At 48.6% G+C, this 17034-nt stretch carries 12 protein-coding genes; 2 read left to right on the plus strand and 10 right to left on the minus strand.

What is annotated here, in order from left to right:
* The first annotated feature begins 33 nt into the window (after positions 1–33).
* A complete protein-coding gene (locus EPA93_RS47770) occupies positions 34–1257 on the plus strand; it encodes an NAD(P)-binding domain-containing protein (protein WP_129894324.1) in 1224 nt (407 codons plus the stop codon).
* Positions 1258–1308: 51 nt separating this feature from the next.
* Here EPA93_RS47770 and EPA93_RS47775 read toward each other — a convergent pair whose 3' ends face one another.
* Together EPA93_RS47775 and EPA93_RS47780 are read right to left on the minus strand one after the other, a co-directional pair.
* Complete coding sequence (locus tag EPA93_RS47775; protein ID WP_129894325.1) at positions 1309–2055, minus strand: response regulator transcription factor; 747 nt, start codon at positions 2053–2055, stop codon at positions 1309–1311.
* Between the two features lie 47 nt (positions 2056–2102).
* Complete coding sequence (locus tag EPA93_RS47780; protein WP_129894326.1) at positions 2103–2480, minus strand: hypothetical protein; 378 nt, start codon at positions 2478–2480, stop codon at positions 2103–2105.
* 828 nt (positions 2481–3308) lie between these two features.
* Between EPA93_RS47780 and EPA93_RS47785 the strand changes: the two genes are divergently transcribed.
* Positions 3309–6293, plus strand: a complete 2985-nt coding sequence (locus tag EPA93_RS47785) for an ATP-binding protein (RefSeq protein WP_129894327.1) — start codon at positions 3309–3311, stop codon at positions 6291–6293.
* 148 nt (positions 6294–6441) lie between these two features.
* Here EPA93_RS47785 and EPA93_RS47790 read toward each other — a convergent pair whose 3' ends face one another.
* The 8 genes from EPA93_RS47790 to EPA93_RS47825 all read right to left on the minus strand — a co-directional run bounded on the left by EPA93_RS47790 (position 6442) and on the right by EPA93_RS47825 (position 16752).
* Positions 6442–7041: a hypothetical protein gene (locus EPA93_RS47790; protein ID WP_129894328.1), complete on the minus strand. Its 600-nt coding sequence runs from the start codon at positions 7039–7041 to the stop codon at positions 6442–6444.
* Between the two features lie 58 nt (positions 7042–7099).
* Positions 7100–7904, minus strand: a protein-coding gene (locus tag EPA93_RS47795) for an IS5 family transposase (protein WP_242527553.1) whose coding sequence is annotated in 2 segments (ribosomal slippage) — positions 7100–7579 and positions 7581–7904 — 804 coding nt in all. Because the reading frame shifts where the segments join, the coding sequence is not laid out codon by codon here.
* A gap of 311 nt (positions 7905–8215) precedes the next feature.
* Positions 8216–11326, minus strand: coding sequence for a winged helix-turn-helix domain-containing protein (locus tag EPA93_RS47800; RefSeq protein WP_129894329.1), 3111 nt, complete (start codon positions 11324–11326; stop codon positions 8216–8218).
* 366 nt (positions 11327–11692) lie between these two features.
* Positions 11693–12073 (minus strand): hypothetical protein, encoded by a 381-nt coding sequence (locus EPA93_RS47805; protein WP_129894330.1) that lies wholly within the window; start codon positions 12071–12073, stop codon positions 11693–11695.
* A gap of 12 nt (positions 12074–12085) precedes the next feature.
* Entirely contained in the window at positions 12086–12433 is a 348-nt protein-coding gene (locus EPA93_RS47810) for a hypothetical protein (RefSeq protein WP_129894331.1), read from the minus strand.
* A 21-nt stretch (positions 12434–12454) separates the two neighbouring features.
* The gene (locus tag EPA93_RS47815; protein ID WP_129894332.1) at positions 12455–12850 is read right to left on the minus strand and encodes a cupredoxin domain-containing protein; all 396 of its coding nucleotides are present in this window, start codon (positions 12848–12850) and stop codon (positions 12455–12457) included.
* A gap of 30 nt (positions 12851–12880) precedes the next feature.
* Entirely contained in the window at positions 12881–13330 is a 450-nt protein-coding gene (locus EPA93_RS47820) for a DUF6220 domain-containing protein (RefSeq protein WP_129894333.1), read from the minus strand.
* Between the two features lie 287 nt (positions 13331–13617).
* Positions 13618–16752 carry a winged helix-turn-helix domain-containing protein gene (locus EPA93_RS47825; protein ID WP_129894334.1) on the minus strand — a complete coding sequence of 1045 codons (3135 nt, stop codon included), beginning with the start codon at positions 16750–16752 and terminating at the stop codon, positions 13618–13620.
* Positions 16753–17034: the final 282 nt, after the last annotated feature.

A 17034-nucleotide genomic window follows, 5' to 3' on the forward strand; every position in this document is an offset into this window, starting at 1 on the left:
TAAAAGATTTACATTGTGTAAGGAGGACGCCACGTGACCTTATCTCTAGATCAGCAAGAGAAGCGAAAATCGGCTTCTGCAACCTATGATGCAGTAGTAGTGGGCGCTGGTCCATATGGTCTTTCGATGGCTGCCCATTTACTTGCCCAGGGTTTAAAAGTGGCAATCCTGGGCAAGCCGTTGAGCTTGTGGCGTGAAAATATGCCTGAAGGGATGCTGCTAAGATCATTCTGGTGGGCAAGTAATCTCTCAGCGCCCGAGGGAAAGTATAGCCTGGGACAATATCTACGGGAGCAAGGGTTATCTGCAATCGATCCCCTCTCAAGAGAGACATTTATAGCATATGGGACCTGGTTTCAGCGCCAAGCTGTGCCAATGGTGGATGAGACATATGTAGCAAAAATTGAGAATCATGAGCGATTCTTTACGCTGGAGCTGGTTGATGGCCGTGTGATACAGAGCACTATAGTGGTGATGGCGCCTGGCCTTTATTATTATACCTATCGTCCCAACGAATATAATCACTTGTCTGCTGAACTGGTATCGCACACGTGTGACCATCCTACGCTTGACCAATTTGGCGGGAAACGCGTTGTCGTCGTAGGTGGAGGACAAAGCGCCTTGGAGTCCGCAGCATTGCTTTATGAAAGAGGGATAGATGTGCGACTTATAGCACGTCGCTCCATTTTCTGGTTATCGGCTGATAATTTGGCAATTCCCTATTGGCTCAGGCAGCTGCGCTCGCCAAAGGTGGGATTGGGGTATGGCTGGATAAACTGGGCCTTAGAGCAATATCCATATGTATTTCAGCAGTTGCCGCGAACGATGAAAGATCGTATGTTAATAGACTTTCATGGTCCAGCGGGTGCATGGTGGCTCAGAGAGCGCATCGTAGGGAAATTGCCGGTATACGAGGGAAGGCAGATTGAGAAAGCAGAGGAAACAGATTACGGCGTGCAGTTACGTCTCTCTGACCATACGAAAATAGTTGCTGATCATCTTTTGCTAGCAACTGGCTATCGGGCCGATATCAGAAGGCTTCCCATGCTATCTCCTCAGCTCATCGATTCACTACAGGTATATATGGGTTCACCTGTCTTAAATAGCTACTTTGAGAGCAACGTGCCTGGCTTATACTTTGTTGGATTTACCGCAGCACGCAGCGCAGGGCCGTTCTATCGTTTTGTTGTGGGTGCTCAGGCGGCATCGCGCCGGGTAGCAGCGTCAGTAGCGAGATCAATAGCAAGCAGAAAATAGTATTCTCGCTACCGAGCTGATCTGTGATTAAACGAAAGCCAGAGAAGCTAATCAACTGGAAACGGCCAATGAGGAGTGCAGAGAGCCCCCAAAAGAGGAATCAAGCATCTCCTCAGTGCGGCGTACAAGTTTATAACCGATACCGGGGATGGCCAGGATATAGCGGGGGTTGGCCGGATCTGGTTCGATTTTTTGACGCAGATGATAGATATGCGTCTTGATCAAGACAGTATCGCCAGCGTTGCCAAATCCCCATACATGAGAAACTATCTGATTGGCTGTACATACATCATTAGCGTTAGTCGCCAGTAAACTGAGAAGCTTTCCTTCAGTAGGGGTCAAACGAATCGTTTTTCCTCGCACTGTAACTGTATTGTGCAATGGATCGATGCAGAGAGGACCGACATTAATGCTTGACGAAGGTGGTAGCCTCAGTGAAGAACGTGCTCGCCTGGTGACTGCATGAATATGAGCGAGCAGCTGATCGGGGAAAAATGGTTTGCGTAAATAGTCATCGATGCCTGATTCTAAGCAGCGTACCTCATCAAGGACATCTTTTCCTGCTGTAATTACCATGACCAGCGCATCGTGTTGGCTGCGTAAGTCGCGACACATGGCCAGTACATCTAAATCTTGCAGCGCACTCTCTAAAATAACAAAATCGGGTTTGTGCTCAAGCCATTTGTTTCTCGCCTGTTCACCGCTATACGCACTAAGTACTTGATACCCCAGAATTTTTAGCCATGCAGTAAGCATTTCAACCATGTTACGGTCACTATCAACAACCAACAATTTCATCTGTAATCCTCTCCTTATCCATACCATTACAATGCCTACATATTTGCTCACCTTTCCATGCTCGCCTGAGTACTGTGTTGAGTACAGAGCGGCATGAGGGGTGGGATGAAAGATATTGCTGGGTGAGCTTGTAGCTGTGCCGCCTGCCATTCATATCTGCAACTTGTAAAGACAGGAGCAGTTTCCAGCAGGCTTAACAGGCGGGGATACCATTCGTCCTGATCGAGATAATGCTTCATGGCTTGTGCGGATTCCTCATTCTCGAAATGCGTAATGTCGATGAAATCGTAAGGAGAATCGGTATTTCTGAATAGCATCCAAGAGAGGTAAAGCGAGCTATGAGTAGCGTCCCAGTTCTCATGCATGGCAATGATTGCATCCTCTTCACCGGCCTTAGCTCGATAGATGGATATGATAGTGAACATATCCTGTTGCCTCTTTCTCGATCAGGTAGGATGGCGAGCTCTCTACATAGAGAGGGAAAGTGTTGCGTGAATACCGATGTCTATTGCAAAGTATAAACTCATCTGGCTAAATCGACATCGTAGAAATTGCTCATATTTGTGCTAATATAAAGTTTGTTATAAAAATAATAGGAGATAGGAATAATTGTTATCTATACAGGAATTTGCTGAAGATATCGCCTGCTTATGAGTATAATTACCTATACTGAGTGTGTGAGTCTCTTCGATATTTCGCTTGCTGAACGTGAGAGATGTTGCTATAACCATTTTATAGAGTCAAAAGATAAGAGTGAGGCGGATTAGAGATGAGAAAATTTGCGTAATATGCATATAATAAGTAGATGATGTATAATAAGCCATAGGGAATATTTATGCCGTGAAGGAAGCAAGCGATCAAGACGAAATATTGCCGAAAGAGGTGCTAAAAATGCTCTTTGATAGCGTCTATAACTTAGGCTTAAGCAAAATAAGCTCATGTATATGTGAACAATATAATCTATCGTGGAAGAAGTGGATGAAGCTATAGCCTATTATTAGTTCTAGAAAGCGTTCTTCAATCCTTCCTGAAACGAAGACCTATCATCTTTTGGATAAGCGTAAGCGAAGCCAGGGAGCTCGGAGGGGAGAGTTGCCTGTTGGCAAGAAAGTAGCTACGTCCATTCATTGGATTGTACTGGTTGGGCAGAGAACATCCTACCAGACCTTCTCAAAAGATTCGTTGGATGCTGAAATATGATGGTTTAGATAGGTTATTCAGTAGAGGTCCCTTGTTCTAGGGGGAACATATTTATGACATTCGAATGTGCACATCAACCAGTTCCTGAGCAATCTGGGGTAGCGCAGGCGCAGTTTGTTGGCCGCCAGCGCGAGCTCGACTTAATCTGGAGACAATATGCCATAGTCAGGACCGGAAGACTGAGGGTTGTGCTATTATCCGGAGATATTGGTATAGGTAAGACCTCACTGTTGCGTGAGGTTGCCAGGCGCATGGCGCAGGAAGAGATTACCGTTCTGCAAGGCGAAGCCACTGATGCTGAAGGGATGCCACCTTATTTACCATTTCTTGAAGCGTTGGGGCAATATATTCGTGCGGCACCTCTCGATATATTACGCGAGCAGATTGCCGCAGGTCTACAGCCGCTGGTTAGTATCTTACCTGAACTGGCAGCCCGTCTGGGCACGTTTCCAGAGGAAGTATATCCCTTTCCTGCCGAACAGAAACGTCTGCGGATTTACGAGGCTATAGCGGCGCTACTTGGTGCCATCAGTACGTCTAACGCTCTGGTGCTTACGCTTGATGATCTCCACTGGGCCGATTCGGCAAGTCTTGATTTGTTGTGTTATATCGCACGTCGCCAATCGCAAGCCAAGCTGTTAATTATAGGCGCTTATCAGGATGGTGCGCTAGAACATAACAGGGCGCTAGAACAAGCTGTTACACGACTTTCTTATCGACGTATTCTTACTACCATTACTGTTGATCCACTCTCCTCTAAAGAGATTGATACCCTGGCAAGTGGTTATCTAGGAGGCTCACTTGCGGAAAATGCGAGTGCTTTATTATACAAACAGAGTGAGGGCAATCCTTTTTTTGCTGAAGAGATAATGCGAAGTTGGATTGAAGCCGGGCATTTTGTGTACGAGAATCAGCAATGGGTGGCGCATGCGTCGTTGGAGAGAGTGCTGCCGCAAAGTATTATTGGTTCTTTGCGCCAACGCTTTATGAGGCTTTCTAGAGAGATAATTGATGATCTGCGTATTGCCTCGGTTATAGGGCATACGTTTGATCTTTCTTTATTAGCCGCAGTAGAGGGACAAGAGTTCGAAAGCGTCGAGGAGCGTCTCCAGCTAGCGGAGCGCTCCAAATTGGTAAAGTCCAATCAGCAAAGTATTTTTACTTTCAATCATAGTAAGATTCGTGAGGTGCTTTATGACGAGGTGAGTGCTTCACGACGTAGACGTTTACATGAGACGATTGGGCGCGTGTTGGAGATAAGATATGGACAGGAAGGCACGAAGAGCGCCTATCGTCTTGCTGAGCTAACTTTTCATTTTATTCATAGTAATGATAGAGAACGGGGTGCGCTCTATGCGCAGCTAGCTGCTGAAAAGGCCCTCCAGTCCTCTGCGCTTGAAGAGGCGATAGCATATTATCGCACGGCCCTTGAATTGCTCAGCCCTAGGGATGAGAAACGGGACAAACTACTCTTAGCGTTGGGAGAGGCTACCTTGTTGGCGGGGCAGGGAAACGAAGCTGAAATCGCCTTTCAGGCCGTTTTGGATCGATATATGCAGAATGGTGATAGGGAAGCTATCACTCAGGTGGCACGCGGCTTGGGTCATGCGCAATGGAGGCAAGGAAAGTTAGATGCAGCTCGTCTCACGTTCGAGCTGGCATTAAAGTCAGCAGGCGAGGCTTTAAGCGTAAATGCCGTTCGCATCCGTATAGATCTGGCTATACTACTTATCGCTTCTGTAGGATCTCAGAGCAAGGGAATGCTCTGCGCTCAACGGGCATTGGAGATGGCCCGCAGCTTAGGGAGTAAGAGTCTGGAAGCAAGAGCAATACGTGCGATGGTTGGGAATGTCCATATCCAAGCCAATACTCTTGTCGATGCTGTGCAAGGGCTAAAGCAGGCTCAGGAGCTAATCGAGGAGGAAGGAAATTTCTCAGAGAGAGCCGAAAATTATTATTATCTTTCATGCGGGTATTATTGGATGGCGGAACTGGGCAAGGCGCAAGAAGCATGTTTGCACATGATCGAACTGGCTAAGCAAGCAGGTGATCCATATCGTTTACGGAATGCATATTGCTTACAAGGGCTATTTCTTGCGTCTCAAGGCAGGTGGGTGGAAGCCGAGCAAGCAGCCGAGCAGCTTCAGCTAACAATAAGTGACCTATCTGGATCTTTCAATCCAGTCTTTGTCTACCAGCTTCGTGGCTTCCTGGCCTATCTGCAGGAGGACTTTACTGCTGCCGAGCACGAATTTCATAAATCAGGCGTAAAGCAGATTGACGAGCCCGTTGAGCTTATGTGCAGTAAAGGTTGGATAGGCGTAGTTCAGGCTAACGAGGGCAAACGTAAGAGCGCATCTATAGTTATGATTGAGCTTGAGCGCGTCCTTGATACGCTTCAGGCGGGCGCGCTCTTAACCGCTCCCCTATTGCTATGTCAGGCGCTAATAGTCTTAAAGCTAGGCGATCAGGAGAGAATGAAGACCATTTATCGCGCATTGCTGGGTTTTCAAGGCCAATGCTATTGGTTTCTGGTTGATAGGGTTCTGGGGATGGTTGCCGCGAGGATTGGCGAGTGGCAGATGGCACGTGCGCATTTGAATGCTGCAGAAGCGCTTGCACGCCGCGAAGAGATGTTGCCTGAGCTTGCCTATACGTTGTTGGAGATGGCCGAACTTGAATTGATGCGCCTCCAGGGAGGAAATGTTGCTCACGCTCGGCATTATCTCAAGCAGGCATTACCGATTTTTGAGAAGCTAAATATTGCTGAGATGAGTACGCGAATAAGTGATCGCATAGTAGGAATGATCACTGAGGCTTCCCGGGGAGAAACGTTAGCGCTACCAGCCAATCTTACCCAACGTGAGGCTGAGGTGCTACGGCTCGTTGCCAGTGGCAAGAGTAATCGTCAGATAGCCTGTGATTTAAGGCTAAGCGAGAGGACAGTAGCCAATCATCTTTCGCATATTTTTCATAAGACGGGGAGCGAGAATAGGGTTGAGGCTACGACTTTTGCAATGAACCATGGCCTTATTTAGCTGAAATTTTGTTTGAACAGATGGGAGCTGATCTATTTGTGTCGCCTGGAAATGGCGCGCGATTTGAAAACTATGTGGGACAGATGTACGGGCAGAGGAAATTCTTTTCGTCCGCCCGCTCTCTTTTTACCAGCAAGGTTGTAGGCATTCAAAGGGAATTGTGGTAAGAAAGCATATGCCAGCAAGTAGCTAGCAGATACAGGCTAGTGAGCCAGAGAATGATAGCATTCCCCAGGCCGTCAATGCTGGACCATGTGCCGACAGTGCCTGGCGTAACCCCTACCAACTGAGCGAGGATCGTCAATATGGCCAGCAAAGATAGCAATAGACCGGAGAGATAGTAAAGGCGTATCCCAAAGAGTTTAGCCAGGGGCAGAAAATGTAAGCCTACGACCAGGCCAATAACAGGGATGATAAGTTCGCTGTGATTAAACATGCTGAGTGAGCGCGCGGCAATAAAGATGGCTATCACTTCGAGGGCGAACACAAGATAGAAGCGTTTGGCAACGGATCTGCCCTGCTTTTGAGCTTCTATGGATGTATGCTTGGGTAAGCGCCGTGCTTGTACTAGCATGTAGACACCGCTGATAATGAGAACCAATGAGATGATTGCTATACTGACATAGAGTATAGGCCCGTAATCTGCAGTTGAGGCCCAGCCTGCTCCAAAGAGAGTCATAATGAGTATGCCACTTGCTCTTCCCTGTATCTCGTAGCGCGAGTACGCTTGTGTTTCTACTGTAACCATTGCTATGTGCCTGCTCCTTAAACAAATTAGGTTTTAGAGAGTGTCCTAACCACAAGAATCAGTAGCGGAAAGGAGATAAGCGCGAAAGCATAAGCCGAACCGAGGCGAGCTGAAGAAAGGCTTCTGAACTGGTGGTGAGCCCTTCGTAGTCGCGAGCTAAGCGGCGGAAACGGGTGAACCAGGCCAAGCTGCGTTCGACGACCCATCGTTTCCTTTGCACCTGAAAACCCGTCTTGGGCCGGGGCAGCAGAACCGGTTGGCCGTCCACGAGGATCCAGTGCTGATGGGACCTATTGTGAGCCTGTGGCACCAGTTCTGTGGTCCAGTGCAATCGCTGCGCAATCCAGTCGAGCAATGGTCCTGTATAGCCCTTATCCGCAAAGAGGTGGCACAGACGCGGGAAAGAGCGCGGCAACTGGCTGAGCAAGAGCCTGGCCCCCACGCGATCCACGATGTTGGCGGCATGCACTTTGACAGCCAGAAGGAAACCCTGCGTATCCACGAGCACGTGGCGTTTACGCCCATAGATTTTTTTTCCCCGCGTCGAAGCCCTTGTCGCTTCCTGGCACGGGAGCCGTTTTGATCGACTGGCTATCGATGATCGCAGCGCTGGGTTCCGGGTCCCGCCCCATCTGGGTGCGTACCTGTCGGCGCAGGTGGGCCATGATGGGCTCCCAAATCCCCGCCTGCGTCCAGATGCGGAAGTAGTGATGGGCCGTTTTGCCATTGGGCAGGTCGTGCGGCATCTGTCGCCATGAGCAGCCTGTGCGCAACACATAGAGGATAGCATTGACGATTTCTCGTCGCTCGTGAAGGGCCGTTGTGGCCTGGGCAGAGACTGCTGGGATGAACGGCTTGATCAGCTCTCATTGCGCATCGGTCAGATCCGACGGGTAACGTTTTCGCTTGATTGGCTCACACATCTTGGTTCGTTCCTTTCGAGTTGTGCTTTCGGCTGAACTCTCCTTTCTCTGAACTATCGGCTCATTGTTCTAGCTAGGACACACTCTTAGAACATTATTAAATTTACGAGCTTGCTTGTGCTCGCTACTGGTGGATTAAGCATAGCCGAGAGTAGGCCAGAGAGGGAACCACCTAAAGGTGGAGTGATAGCCCTAGGGCCAAAATTAGGGATGAGATATTTACCTATAATACTGGCAGATAGTGATCGTGCTCAATCGGGGAAGAGCTGCAACGCGCGGGCTCTGGCAATCGCCTGCGTACGTCGTGTAACTTGCAGCTTGCCGTAAATCACATTGATATGCGTTTTGACCGTACTCGTGGCAATAACGAGCTGATCTGCAATTTCACGGTTCGAGTAACCTGCGATGATCAGGCGCATAATTTCTTGCTCACGCGGGCTCAAGTCTTCAAGCAGAGGAGGCGTAATCTCTACCTGCACTGCCTGGCTGTTGTGAAGCTGCTGGCTGGCTGGCTGAGCAATTGCCAGTAATTTATCAAGATAGCTAAGAGAGTAGCCATGTTTGTGATCTAACTCGTGTTGATGCTGTTTGCGCAAAATGTGCAGGAGAGCGCTTATCGTTGGGCTTTGATCGATAAGCGTGCGGATATAACTTGCCTTTTCGGCAAGTGAAAGGGCCCGCGCTAAGGTTTTAAGCGCGGAAGCGGTATTTGAGCGAGCCTGTAGGCAGGAGGCTTGCAGAACAAGTATGCTTATAAGCTTACCGGTATAGCCATGCTCTTCCGCGAACTGCCGCAGGCGTTCCAGGAGGAATTCCGCGTCTGTGTGCCTTTCTAGGGAAAGCAAAACGCGAGCCATAACCAGGTAGTGATGTAATTCCAGATGATCGAACTTATCATGGATACTTAGAGTGCTGGTTTCCAGCCAGCGAAAAACTACAGGCATATCCTTTAAATCAAGAGCTAAGCTGGCCTGCTCGGCACGAATTATTGAATTGAGGCCGAAATTGAGGATATGGGCATACTCCTGAAGAATATAGCCTAGCTTTTGAAAGGAAAGTAAAGCCTCATCGAGCTGATTATGCGCAAGTTTTAGCCGAACTGCTAGAAGGTGTTTGAATGGTAATATGTGCAATATATCTAATTGAGTATCTTCTGTCTGCCCAATATGTAAAAAGCGTTCGGCCGTTTCCAGGGCGTTCCACTCGTAGTATAGCTCAGCCAACCCAAGATAGGTAGCTTCAGTGATCCAGATTGAGCCTGGGCTTTCGTGTATCATTTGCATGATCTGCTGATAGCTCTGCTCAGCCTGATAGAGATGTCCTTGCTGTTTTTGTAGTTGTGCTAAGGATTGTGCGGACCACATGGCGCTAAGAATACTGCCAGCTCGTTGCGCGCAGAACAGCGCCGATTTGAGATGCTCTATAGCGGCGGCTGGATTTCCTATAGCCATATAATTTAAGCCTAAATGCCATAAAAGCAAACTTCGCCCATGACTATTTTCGGGAAAGTAGGGTAAGCTTTGTTGAGCCAGAGCAAATGTCGCAGCGACATCGCCTCGGGCACGGGCCAGCGATGAACGCATCGCAATTACCTCTCCTACAAGGATGGACTCAGCGTGTGCCAGGTTTTCTGGAGCAGGTAATCCGGGGGAGGAGATTAAGCCTTTGGCATGCAAGCCATAGTGGAGGGTTTCAATATCCTGTATTAAGCGTTCAGCAGCAGCCATGTCACCATTTATGAGACGATACCAGGCCTCGAAAAGCAAGAGCCGGGGGCTGGAAAAGCGTACCTGCTCAGGTAAAGCGAGTACCCAACGCGCGAGTAAGTTCATTTCTCCACGCTGTAACATCTGCAAGCCAATTTGTTCGACGAGCGAGGCCGCGCGTTCGAAATCCTGAGCAGCCAGGGCGTAGGTAGTAGCTTCGTAATAAAGCTTATGCTGTTCATACCATATGCTAGCTTTTCGCTGTAACTCTGGGATGCGCTGAGGATAAAGTTGCTGTAAGCGCTGATATAGGGCCTCGGCGAAGAGATGGTGATAGCGAAACCAGCGCCGGTTATCATCAAGTGGGATAAGAAAGAGATTGGCTTGCTCTAAATGTGCCAGTATAGCTTGACTTTCCTGCTGGCCGGTGATGGCATCGCAAAGCTCTCCTTCTAGCCGCTCTAGGATTGCTGTATGTAGCAGAAAATGCTGAATATGGGCTGGCTGCAGCGCTAACACTTCCTGGACTAAATATGTAAAAACATAGTGATGACTGCCAGTAAAGTTTTTTATGAAGCTAGCGCTATCGTCCTGTCCGCGAAGCGAAAGGGCTGCGAGTTGTAAACCCGTGATCCATCCTTCTGTTCGTGTTTCCAACAATCTCAGCTCTTTGTCCGAAAGCGCTTGTTTAAGGCGTTGAGAGAAGAAAAGCTCAATCTCAGCGCGCGAAAAGCGTAGGTCAGGCGTACCAATTTCTAGTAAATGTCCCTGTGCACGCATGCGGCTAAGCGGCAACTGAGGATCTGTGCGTGATGCGATAACCAGGTGCAAATTGGTGGGAATATGCTCCAAAAGAAAAGCGAGCGAAGTATGAATAGGCTGAGCCGTAATCAAATGGTAATCGTCAAGCAGGACCACAATTTCTTGCGACACAGCCTGCAATGCGTTGATGAGGGAAGTCAGAATTGTAGAGAGCTGCGGCGGTTGGGGTAACTGCAGCATAGCAAGGGCTGTCTCAGCGATGCCTGGGAGGAGAGTATTTAGGGCATGCAGGATGTAAGACCAGAAGTCCGAAGGATCGTTATCTCCAGCATCGAGTGAGATCCAGGCGATCAGCTGGGAAGTTTGATGTGCCCAGGTGCTGAGCAGCGTAGTCTTGCCAAAGCCGGCCGGAGCTGAGAGCAGGAACAGACGGTAATTATTCACTTGCATGAGTTGCTGCAGAAGCTGTCGGCGCATAATAACATGAGTTGGTAACCGCGGTGGGCCCAGTTTCGTGATGAGGAGCGAGTTAGAAAAGCGCACGCCATTGGCGGGAGCCGGCTTCAGAGCAGTAGCGGAGGAGGTGCGCACAATAGATCGATTGACCTGTTGCAATTGTTGTAAGGTCAATGCTTCTGTTTTACCCAGATAAGCTTTTTGTGATCGACCACATATGCTGCGATAGGCATACCAGTAGTGATGTCCACGCATGCGCTCTTTACGAGCTGTGAAAGTACCCTCAGAGTTGTGAAAGGCGAAAGAACGAGTTTGCTCCTCGTTGAGCCAGCGATACCATTCGGGGGTATCTAGGCGAATAGTTGGGAGCTCGCGACCTGTAGCGTCAAGCGGCACGAGTTGATCGTTAATGATATGAGAGACACGCCGACGAGCCATAAAGCTATTTATTCCTTCTCCCGCCAGGTACTGACAAAACCCCGATGCGCTCCTCTGCTGTCGGGAACAACTTTGCCTGTTAATTCCCCGGTATATCTCATGAGAAGCAGTAGGCTGGGTAGTGTTTGCTGCTTGAGTAAATATCAAAGGCTCCTGGCCCAGATTTTTGTAAATGCTCAGATGAACACTGCGTTAATTTTAACATGCTTGCCGCGAAGGGTCTATGGGATCGTGCTGCTCTGTTGTGTAATAAAGTTGGCGCAGCGCTAGTAACAGGTAAGCTATAGAACCGCGCCGAAGAGTTGTAAGATTGCAGAAGGCCTCTATCAGGATCAGTGTAATGCCGCAAGAGCTGGTACAGCATAATCATTCGCGCAAGAGAATATGTCCTAGATCAAGAGTGGCAGAAGCACGTAAATGCCTGATAGTACGTTCTAACCATGTTCGCTCTGCTGAGAGTAAGCAGCAAATATGATCTTGGATGAGTTGTTGTGTTATACTTCTATATTCCTGCTTGTCAGTAGCTTGAAGAGATAGAAGCTCTTGAGAATTTTTTACCAGATCGAGCCGCTGTTCTAACACAGTAAGCGTTTCTGTCGGTGTGAGAGAGTCAAGGAATGAGAGCCCCAGATCAACAGGCGAGAGGGAACGTTTTTGGGTTTTAACGACATCTTGCAACAGCAGAAGAAAGCGTTGTTGTTCTAGTTTGCTCATTCCTGGTAAACATAAACAAATGATTTGCCACATAAGCGTGCTCCTTCAGGCATCTTTATTGTCTAATGAATTATCTCTTGCAACCCCAGTTCTCTCCTGCTGGAGCTGTCTCGAATTGAGCAGAAGAAGAGCGTGGTCAAGCCAGCCTATCTCTGCCTCTAGCAATGTTTGTAAATGATCCAGAATAAGCAGCTGGATAGGACAATGATCAGGAGGGAGCCGTTGGCGTTCTATAAGTACCTGTGCATAAAGGCTCCGGAGTTGCTGGCACCACCCATCCAGGATGGATGGTGCTTCGCGCAGATTGAGCTCATAAAGCTGATGAGAGCATGCGAGCTCTTGCCAGAGCTTTAAAAGCTGATGTTGCGGCACATGGTCTGGTTGCGTAGACACGGGATTTCCTTCTCGTATGACTTACTGCACGGTAACAGTAAGGTTCATTCCAGGATGGATGGTGCAATAGAGCTTGAACGTGCCGGCTGTATTAAAGGGGCCAATAGATGTTGAGCTATTGCCATTGACCTGCACGTCTTTGACCTCGGGAGCTCCTGACTCTTTGGCTGGTTTGGCTGTACCCTGGTCCCAGGTACCATTGGCAATGATGTGTGGCGTTACGGTATCGGAAACCAGCGTAAGACTTTCCCCCTTTTTAATGGTGATTGATGGTTGGATGAAGGTAGTGCTATCCATATGGACTTGGGACCCAGAACTGTTTGAGGCACTCGTATTGGAAGTAGCGTCACCGCAAGCCGCGAAGGCAAAGGTGAGCATACTGAACAAGATGGAAATGAAAAGTAACTTTTTGAGCATATAATATTCTCCTAATTCAATCGTGTGTACTTAGTTCGTGTGTGAAGAACTGATTACCTGATGCGTCCTCATGATCAGGAATAACGGTAAAGCAAAGAGAATAAGAGCAGCTATAGGATGCAGCGCGCTGAGTATCGCCACACTTGTATGGCGCAGCGGATAGATCCAGACGGGCTGTAGGAAAACCATGACAGGCAGCAGTACTGTCAACCAGTTGAGCAGTGCTGGTAAGCCTGAGAACAGACAAAAGATCAATAATAGTAAGGCTGTGAATATAGCGAGCGAGCCGTTAATGGCATGAAACATGAACCATTGGCCTCCAGTAAAGATGCCTGCCCCGGCAAAAAACACCTGAATGAGAATCTGGAGCACGAATAAGTACAATAAGCCCAGATACAGACGCCTAAATGTGCGGCGAGCAGGCCCGGCGGATCGAGGCGATTTTGCGTCGCTAACGTGAGGTAGATGTGATGTAGACAAGTTTTTCCCTTTCTATGCGCCATATAGCTCTAGTATTTTGTAAAGGGCTTTAGCAAGCCTGCGAGCTTGATGGATCATTGCATTTTTGTGTTACATGCTTATTACGGATAATAGTGAGAGTCGCTATCGCCCGAAGGGGGTGATTGTGAGGGTGATTATGCTGAGATAGAGAAAAATAGAGATTTCTAAGATTGGGAAGAAGCTTGATAAGGCTAGTGAGAGACGAGCCTCTTTAAAAAAGCATGAGGAAGTAATTGTCCATAACTTGAGAGAAGTATTTATCGGGCTTATTCACGCAGAAGATTCCGCCGTCGAGCTATTGCACAGGCTTCCTTGCGACTAGAGACACCTAGTTTACGATAGATACTTTTTACTTGCGTTTTAACAGTATTGATGGAAACTATTAATTCATCGGCAATATTGGGTTTAGAATGACCCATGGCTAGAAGTTGAAGTACACGTTGTTCTTGCGGGCTCAAGATCTCTCTGCTGGTTGGTTGGCTGCTCATCTCTGCCAGAGGATCTGCGAAGGCCAGATTGATTCTACGCGCGTAAGCGAAGAGGCTATCTTCGTTGAGGGAGGGCAATGTAGCATGTAGGAGAGTTTTTATTGGTTCGCCTTCGTCCAGAAAGAGACGGCAATAGCCTTCGCTCTGCGCTTGTTTCAGGCAGCTTTTAAACGTTTGGGTAGCCTGGGGAAGCTGGCCCTGGGCAAGAAGCACTTGTGCTTGCAGTAATTGTATCTGTAGAGCTGTATGTACGCGCATATCTTGCTGCGCATCGGCCAGACATCGTTCAAGGAGCGATTGGGCCTTAGAAAACTGTTTGTGCGCCAGAAATACACGTGCCTTAAGCAACTGCTCCCGTTCTTTTTGCTGGCATGAAATGCTATCATCAGCTGGAAGATGGGTAGTGAGCCAGTCAGTTGTCACAGACATGTCATTGGTGAAAAGGCGTAGCCGGGCTAGATAAGTATAGAGCTTTCTGGGTAATACAGGTGAGATAGAGGCCTGAGCAATGAGGGCAAGAAGTTGTTCCTGGGCTAAACTCGCTTCGCCACGGGCATGCAATATGCTGATTAGAAGTAGGGAAGCCCTTAAATGCCTTGATTCAGGCGCGATGGCTTTGCTGAGCTCAAGCGCCTGCTGAGCCTGCTGCTCGGCAGTCTTCAATTGATTCCATTCATAGGCAATCTCCGCCAGGCCCAGCAGAGCCTCAAATTGGTCGGAAAGATCATCACCAGCTTGCGCCAACACGCGCTGAAAGAATTCAGAGGCCTGACGCAATTCTCCCTGATGAAGGTTCACTTTGCCCAGACAAAAAAGCGCGGCTCCTGCTGCATGGCGATCACCTGCATTGGTATTAAGGGCATAAGCCTGAAGGAGAGTTTGCCTGGCCGAGTTGAGTTGGCCCGAGAGCCGTTCATATTCTCCCAGTATGCCCAGGCTGATACCTCGATACGTCTGCTCCTCCGTGGGAAGATAGGTAAGAGCTTGCCGGGCGAGAGGTCCGGCCTGCAGCATATCCCCACTACAGAGAACAATTACTAAAGCATGCAGGGCCAGCGTCTCTCCTATCCGGGCGATGTTGCCGCTCTCCTGCCAGGCCTGTTCTGCTTTTTGCAATAGCGCTATGATTCGGGCCTCAAGAGTTCGGCCGCGCTTAAGTTGTCCCTGTGTGAATAGCATAACGATAGCGGAAAGGAGGAGCAGACCAGGAAATTGAGCGATGTTCTCCTCTGGAATCTGCTCTAACCAGCGTTTCAAGGTATGCAGTTCACCGGTGGTTGTGAAACTAAATTGCTTAAAGCCTTTTTCGATTAGGGTGTAGATGCGGGAAAATTGTCCGGCACTCAATGCTGTTTCAATCGCTTCATTGAACATGCCGTGGTGCTCATACCATTCACTTGCGCGACTGTAGCAGAGCTTCAGGGTCTTTGCGCCCAGCTGGCGCCTGGCCTCATGCTGTAAGGCTTCGGCAAATAAAGCGTGATAACGATACCAATCGCCCTGAGAATGAAGCGGTTGGACAAACAGATTGGCTTGTTCAAGTATCCCGAGCAATTGGGAGCCATCGTCACTTTCAGTAACCGCATTACAGAGGGAGCCCGTAAGACAAGTAAGAATACTCGTCTTTAGCAGGAAGGTCTGTAACTTTTGTGGTTGCGTATTGAGGACTTCGCTTACGAAATATTCCAGAATATGGCGATGATTGCCAGCAAAAGAAACGAGAAATTCTTCTATCTCCTGTGGCGATGAATAGCGCTGCAGGGTGAAGGTGAGAAGACGTAACCCGGCTATCCAGCCTTCTGTGCGGCGTTCTAAATGTTGTACAACCTCCAGTGTGAGCGAGAAGGGTAAGGCATGTTGTAGAAAGGCCTGCGTATCCTGCAAGGAAAAACGTATCTCGTCGGCTTGGATCTCAATGCTGTTGCCCTGTGCCCTTAAGCGGGCCAGAGGCAATGGCGGATCGCTACGTGTAATAATGATAACGTGAAAGTTGCTTGGAAGGTGTTCGAGTAATTTGCTTACCGTCTCATGAATAAGCGGCGTGGTTATAAGATGATAATCCTCCAAGACAAGTAATCCTCCCCCTGTGAAAGCGGTAAGTTCGTTGAGGATACTGGTCAGAAATGGATTGAGCACTGACAAGCTGAGGGGAAGATTACGCATGAACGGTCTTTGTAGCAGGAAGGGAAGGGACTTCTCGCCAAACTTCTCATGTAATGAGCGAAAGGCGACCACAACATAGTGCCAGAAGCGGATAGGATCGTTATCGCTAGCATCTAATGAGATCCAGGAGACAGGGAGATGCTGATTATGGCTAGCGATCCACTGACTGACTAGCGTCGTCTTGCCAAAACCAGCGGGCGCCGAGACCAGGGCCAGCTTATGTTCCAGAATAGCATCTAGCCGCTTAAGCAAGCGCTCACGCGCTATCAGCGAAGTATGCAGACGGGGTAAGCTAAACTTGGGAGCCAGGAGCAATAGGTGTTCTTGCGCTATATTGGCCGCGCTATCTGCTTTCTCAGAAGCAGGAAATGCTTCAGCCTGTAGTTGTACTGATGGCGGAGCGCTTGCCGTTGAAGGCGAACTGACCTGGGCCTTTGCAATAGCCTGAGCTGTGGCCTCCAGGCGTCCTGGCGTTAGATCTGTACTACGCCCGATATATTTCTTAATGGTCTTATGTCCCTGGCTGCGATAGGCATACCAATAGCTCTCTCCTCGTGCCCGTTTCTCCTTGCGCAAGGTTAGACGACCAAACTGGCCAAGGAATGTAAAAGAAGTAAGGGGGTTCAGCCAGGAAAACCATTGCTCATTGTCTTCTGCAAGAGAGCCCTGAAATATCTTCCCTTGAGTATGCAATTCATAAATGCCTTGCTCAGGGTGCCAGATGAGCGCGTTCTTTGCAACCTTTGGCATCGACTTATCTTTAAATTTCTTACCTACATTTAATTACCCAACACCAATATAAGTGAGTATAACAGGTGAGTCTGAGGGATGCAAGCGCAAAGCCAGGGGCAAAACTTGCCTGCCTAAAGAGATATAGTTGCGCGATCAAATTACTTGCCTTTCTCGGTTCTTAAGAAATAGGGACTAAGATGAAAGAGCAATTTTACCGAGTTCCAGCCTCGAAAAAGGCGAGGAGAGGATTGTCTGCCTGCTGATTGAGACCTGCAAATGGAGCTAACTAGTCCGAGATAG

This window comes from Ktedonosporobacter rubrisoli (genome assembly GCF_004208415.1).
GTDB lineage: Bacteria > Chloroflexota > Ktedonobacteria > Ktedonobacterales > Ktedonobacteraceae > Ktedonosporobacter > Ktedonosporobacter rubrisoli.

What these genes read in the sequence shown, in the direction of transcription:
- EPA93_RS47775 (WP_129894325.1), bottom strand. Translation starts at nt 2,055, where the DNA reads ATGAAATTGTTGGTTGTTGATAGTGACCGTAACATGGTTGAAATGCTT.
- EPA93_RS47780 (WP_129894326.1), bottom strand. Translation starts at nt 2,480, where the DNA reads ATGTTCACTATCATATCCATCTATCGAGCTAAGGCCGGTGAAGAGGAT.
- EPA93_RS47785 (WP_129894327.1), top strand. Translation starts at nt 3,309, where the DNA reads ATGACATTCGAATGTGCACATCAACCAGTTCCTGAGCAATCTGGGGTA.
- EPA93_RS47790 (WP_129894328.1), bottom strand. Translation starts at nt 7,041, where the DNA reads ATGGTTACAGTAGAAACACAAGCGTACTCGCGCTACGAGATACAGGGA.
- EPA93_RS47800 (WP_129894329.1), bottom strand. Translation starts at nt 11,326, where the DNA reads ATGGCTCGTCGGCGTGTCTCTCATATCATTAACGATCAACTCGTGCCG.
- EPA93_RS47805 (WP_129894330.1), bottom strand. Translation starts at nt 12,073, where the DNA reads ATGTGGCAAATCATTTGTTTATGTTTACCAGGAATGAGCAAACTAGAA.
- EPA93_RS47815 (WP_129894332.1), bottom strand. Translation starts at nt 12,850, where the DNA reads ATGCTCAAAAAGTTACTTTTCATTTCCATCTTGTTCAGTATGCTCACC.
- EPA93_RS47825 (WP_129894334.1), bottom strand. Translation starts at nt 16,752, where the DNA reads ATGCCAAAGGTTGCAAAGAACGCGCTCATCTGGCACCCTGAGCAAGGC.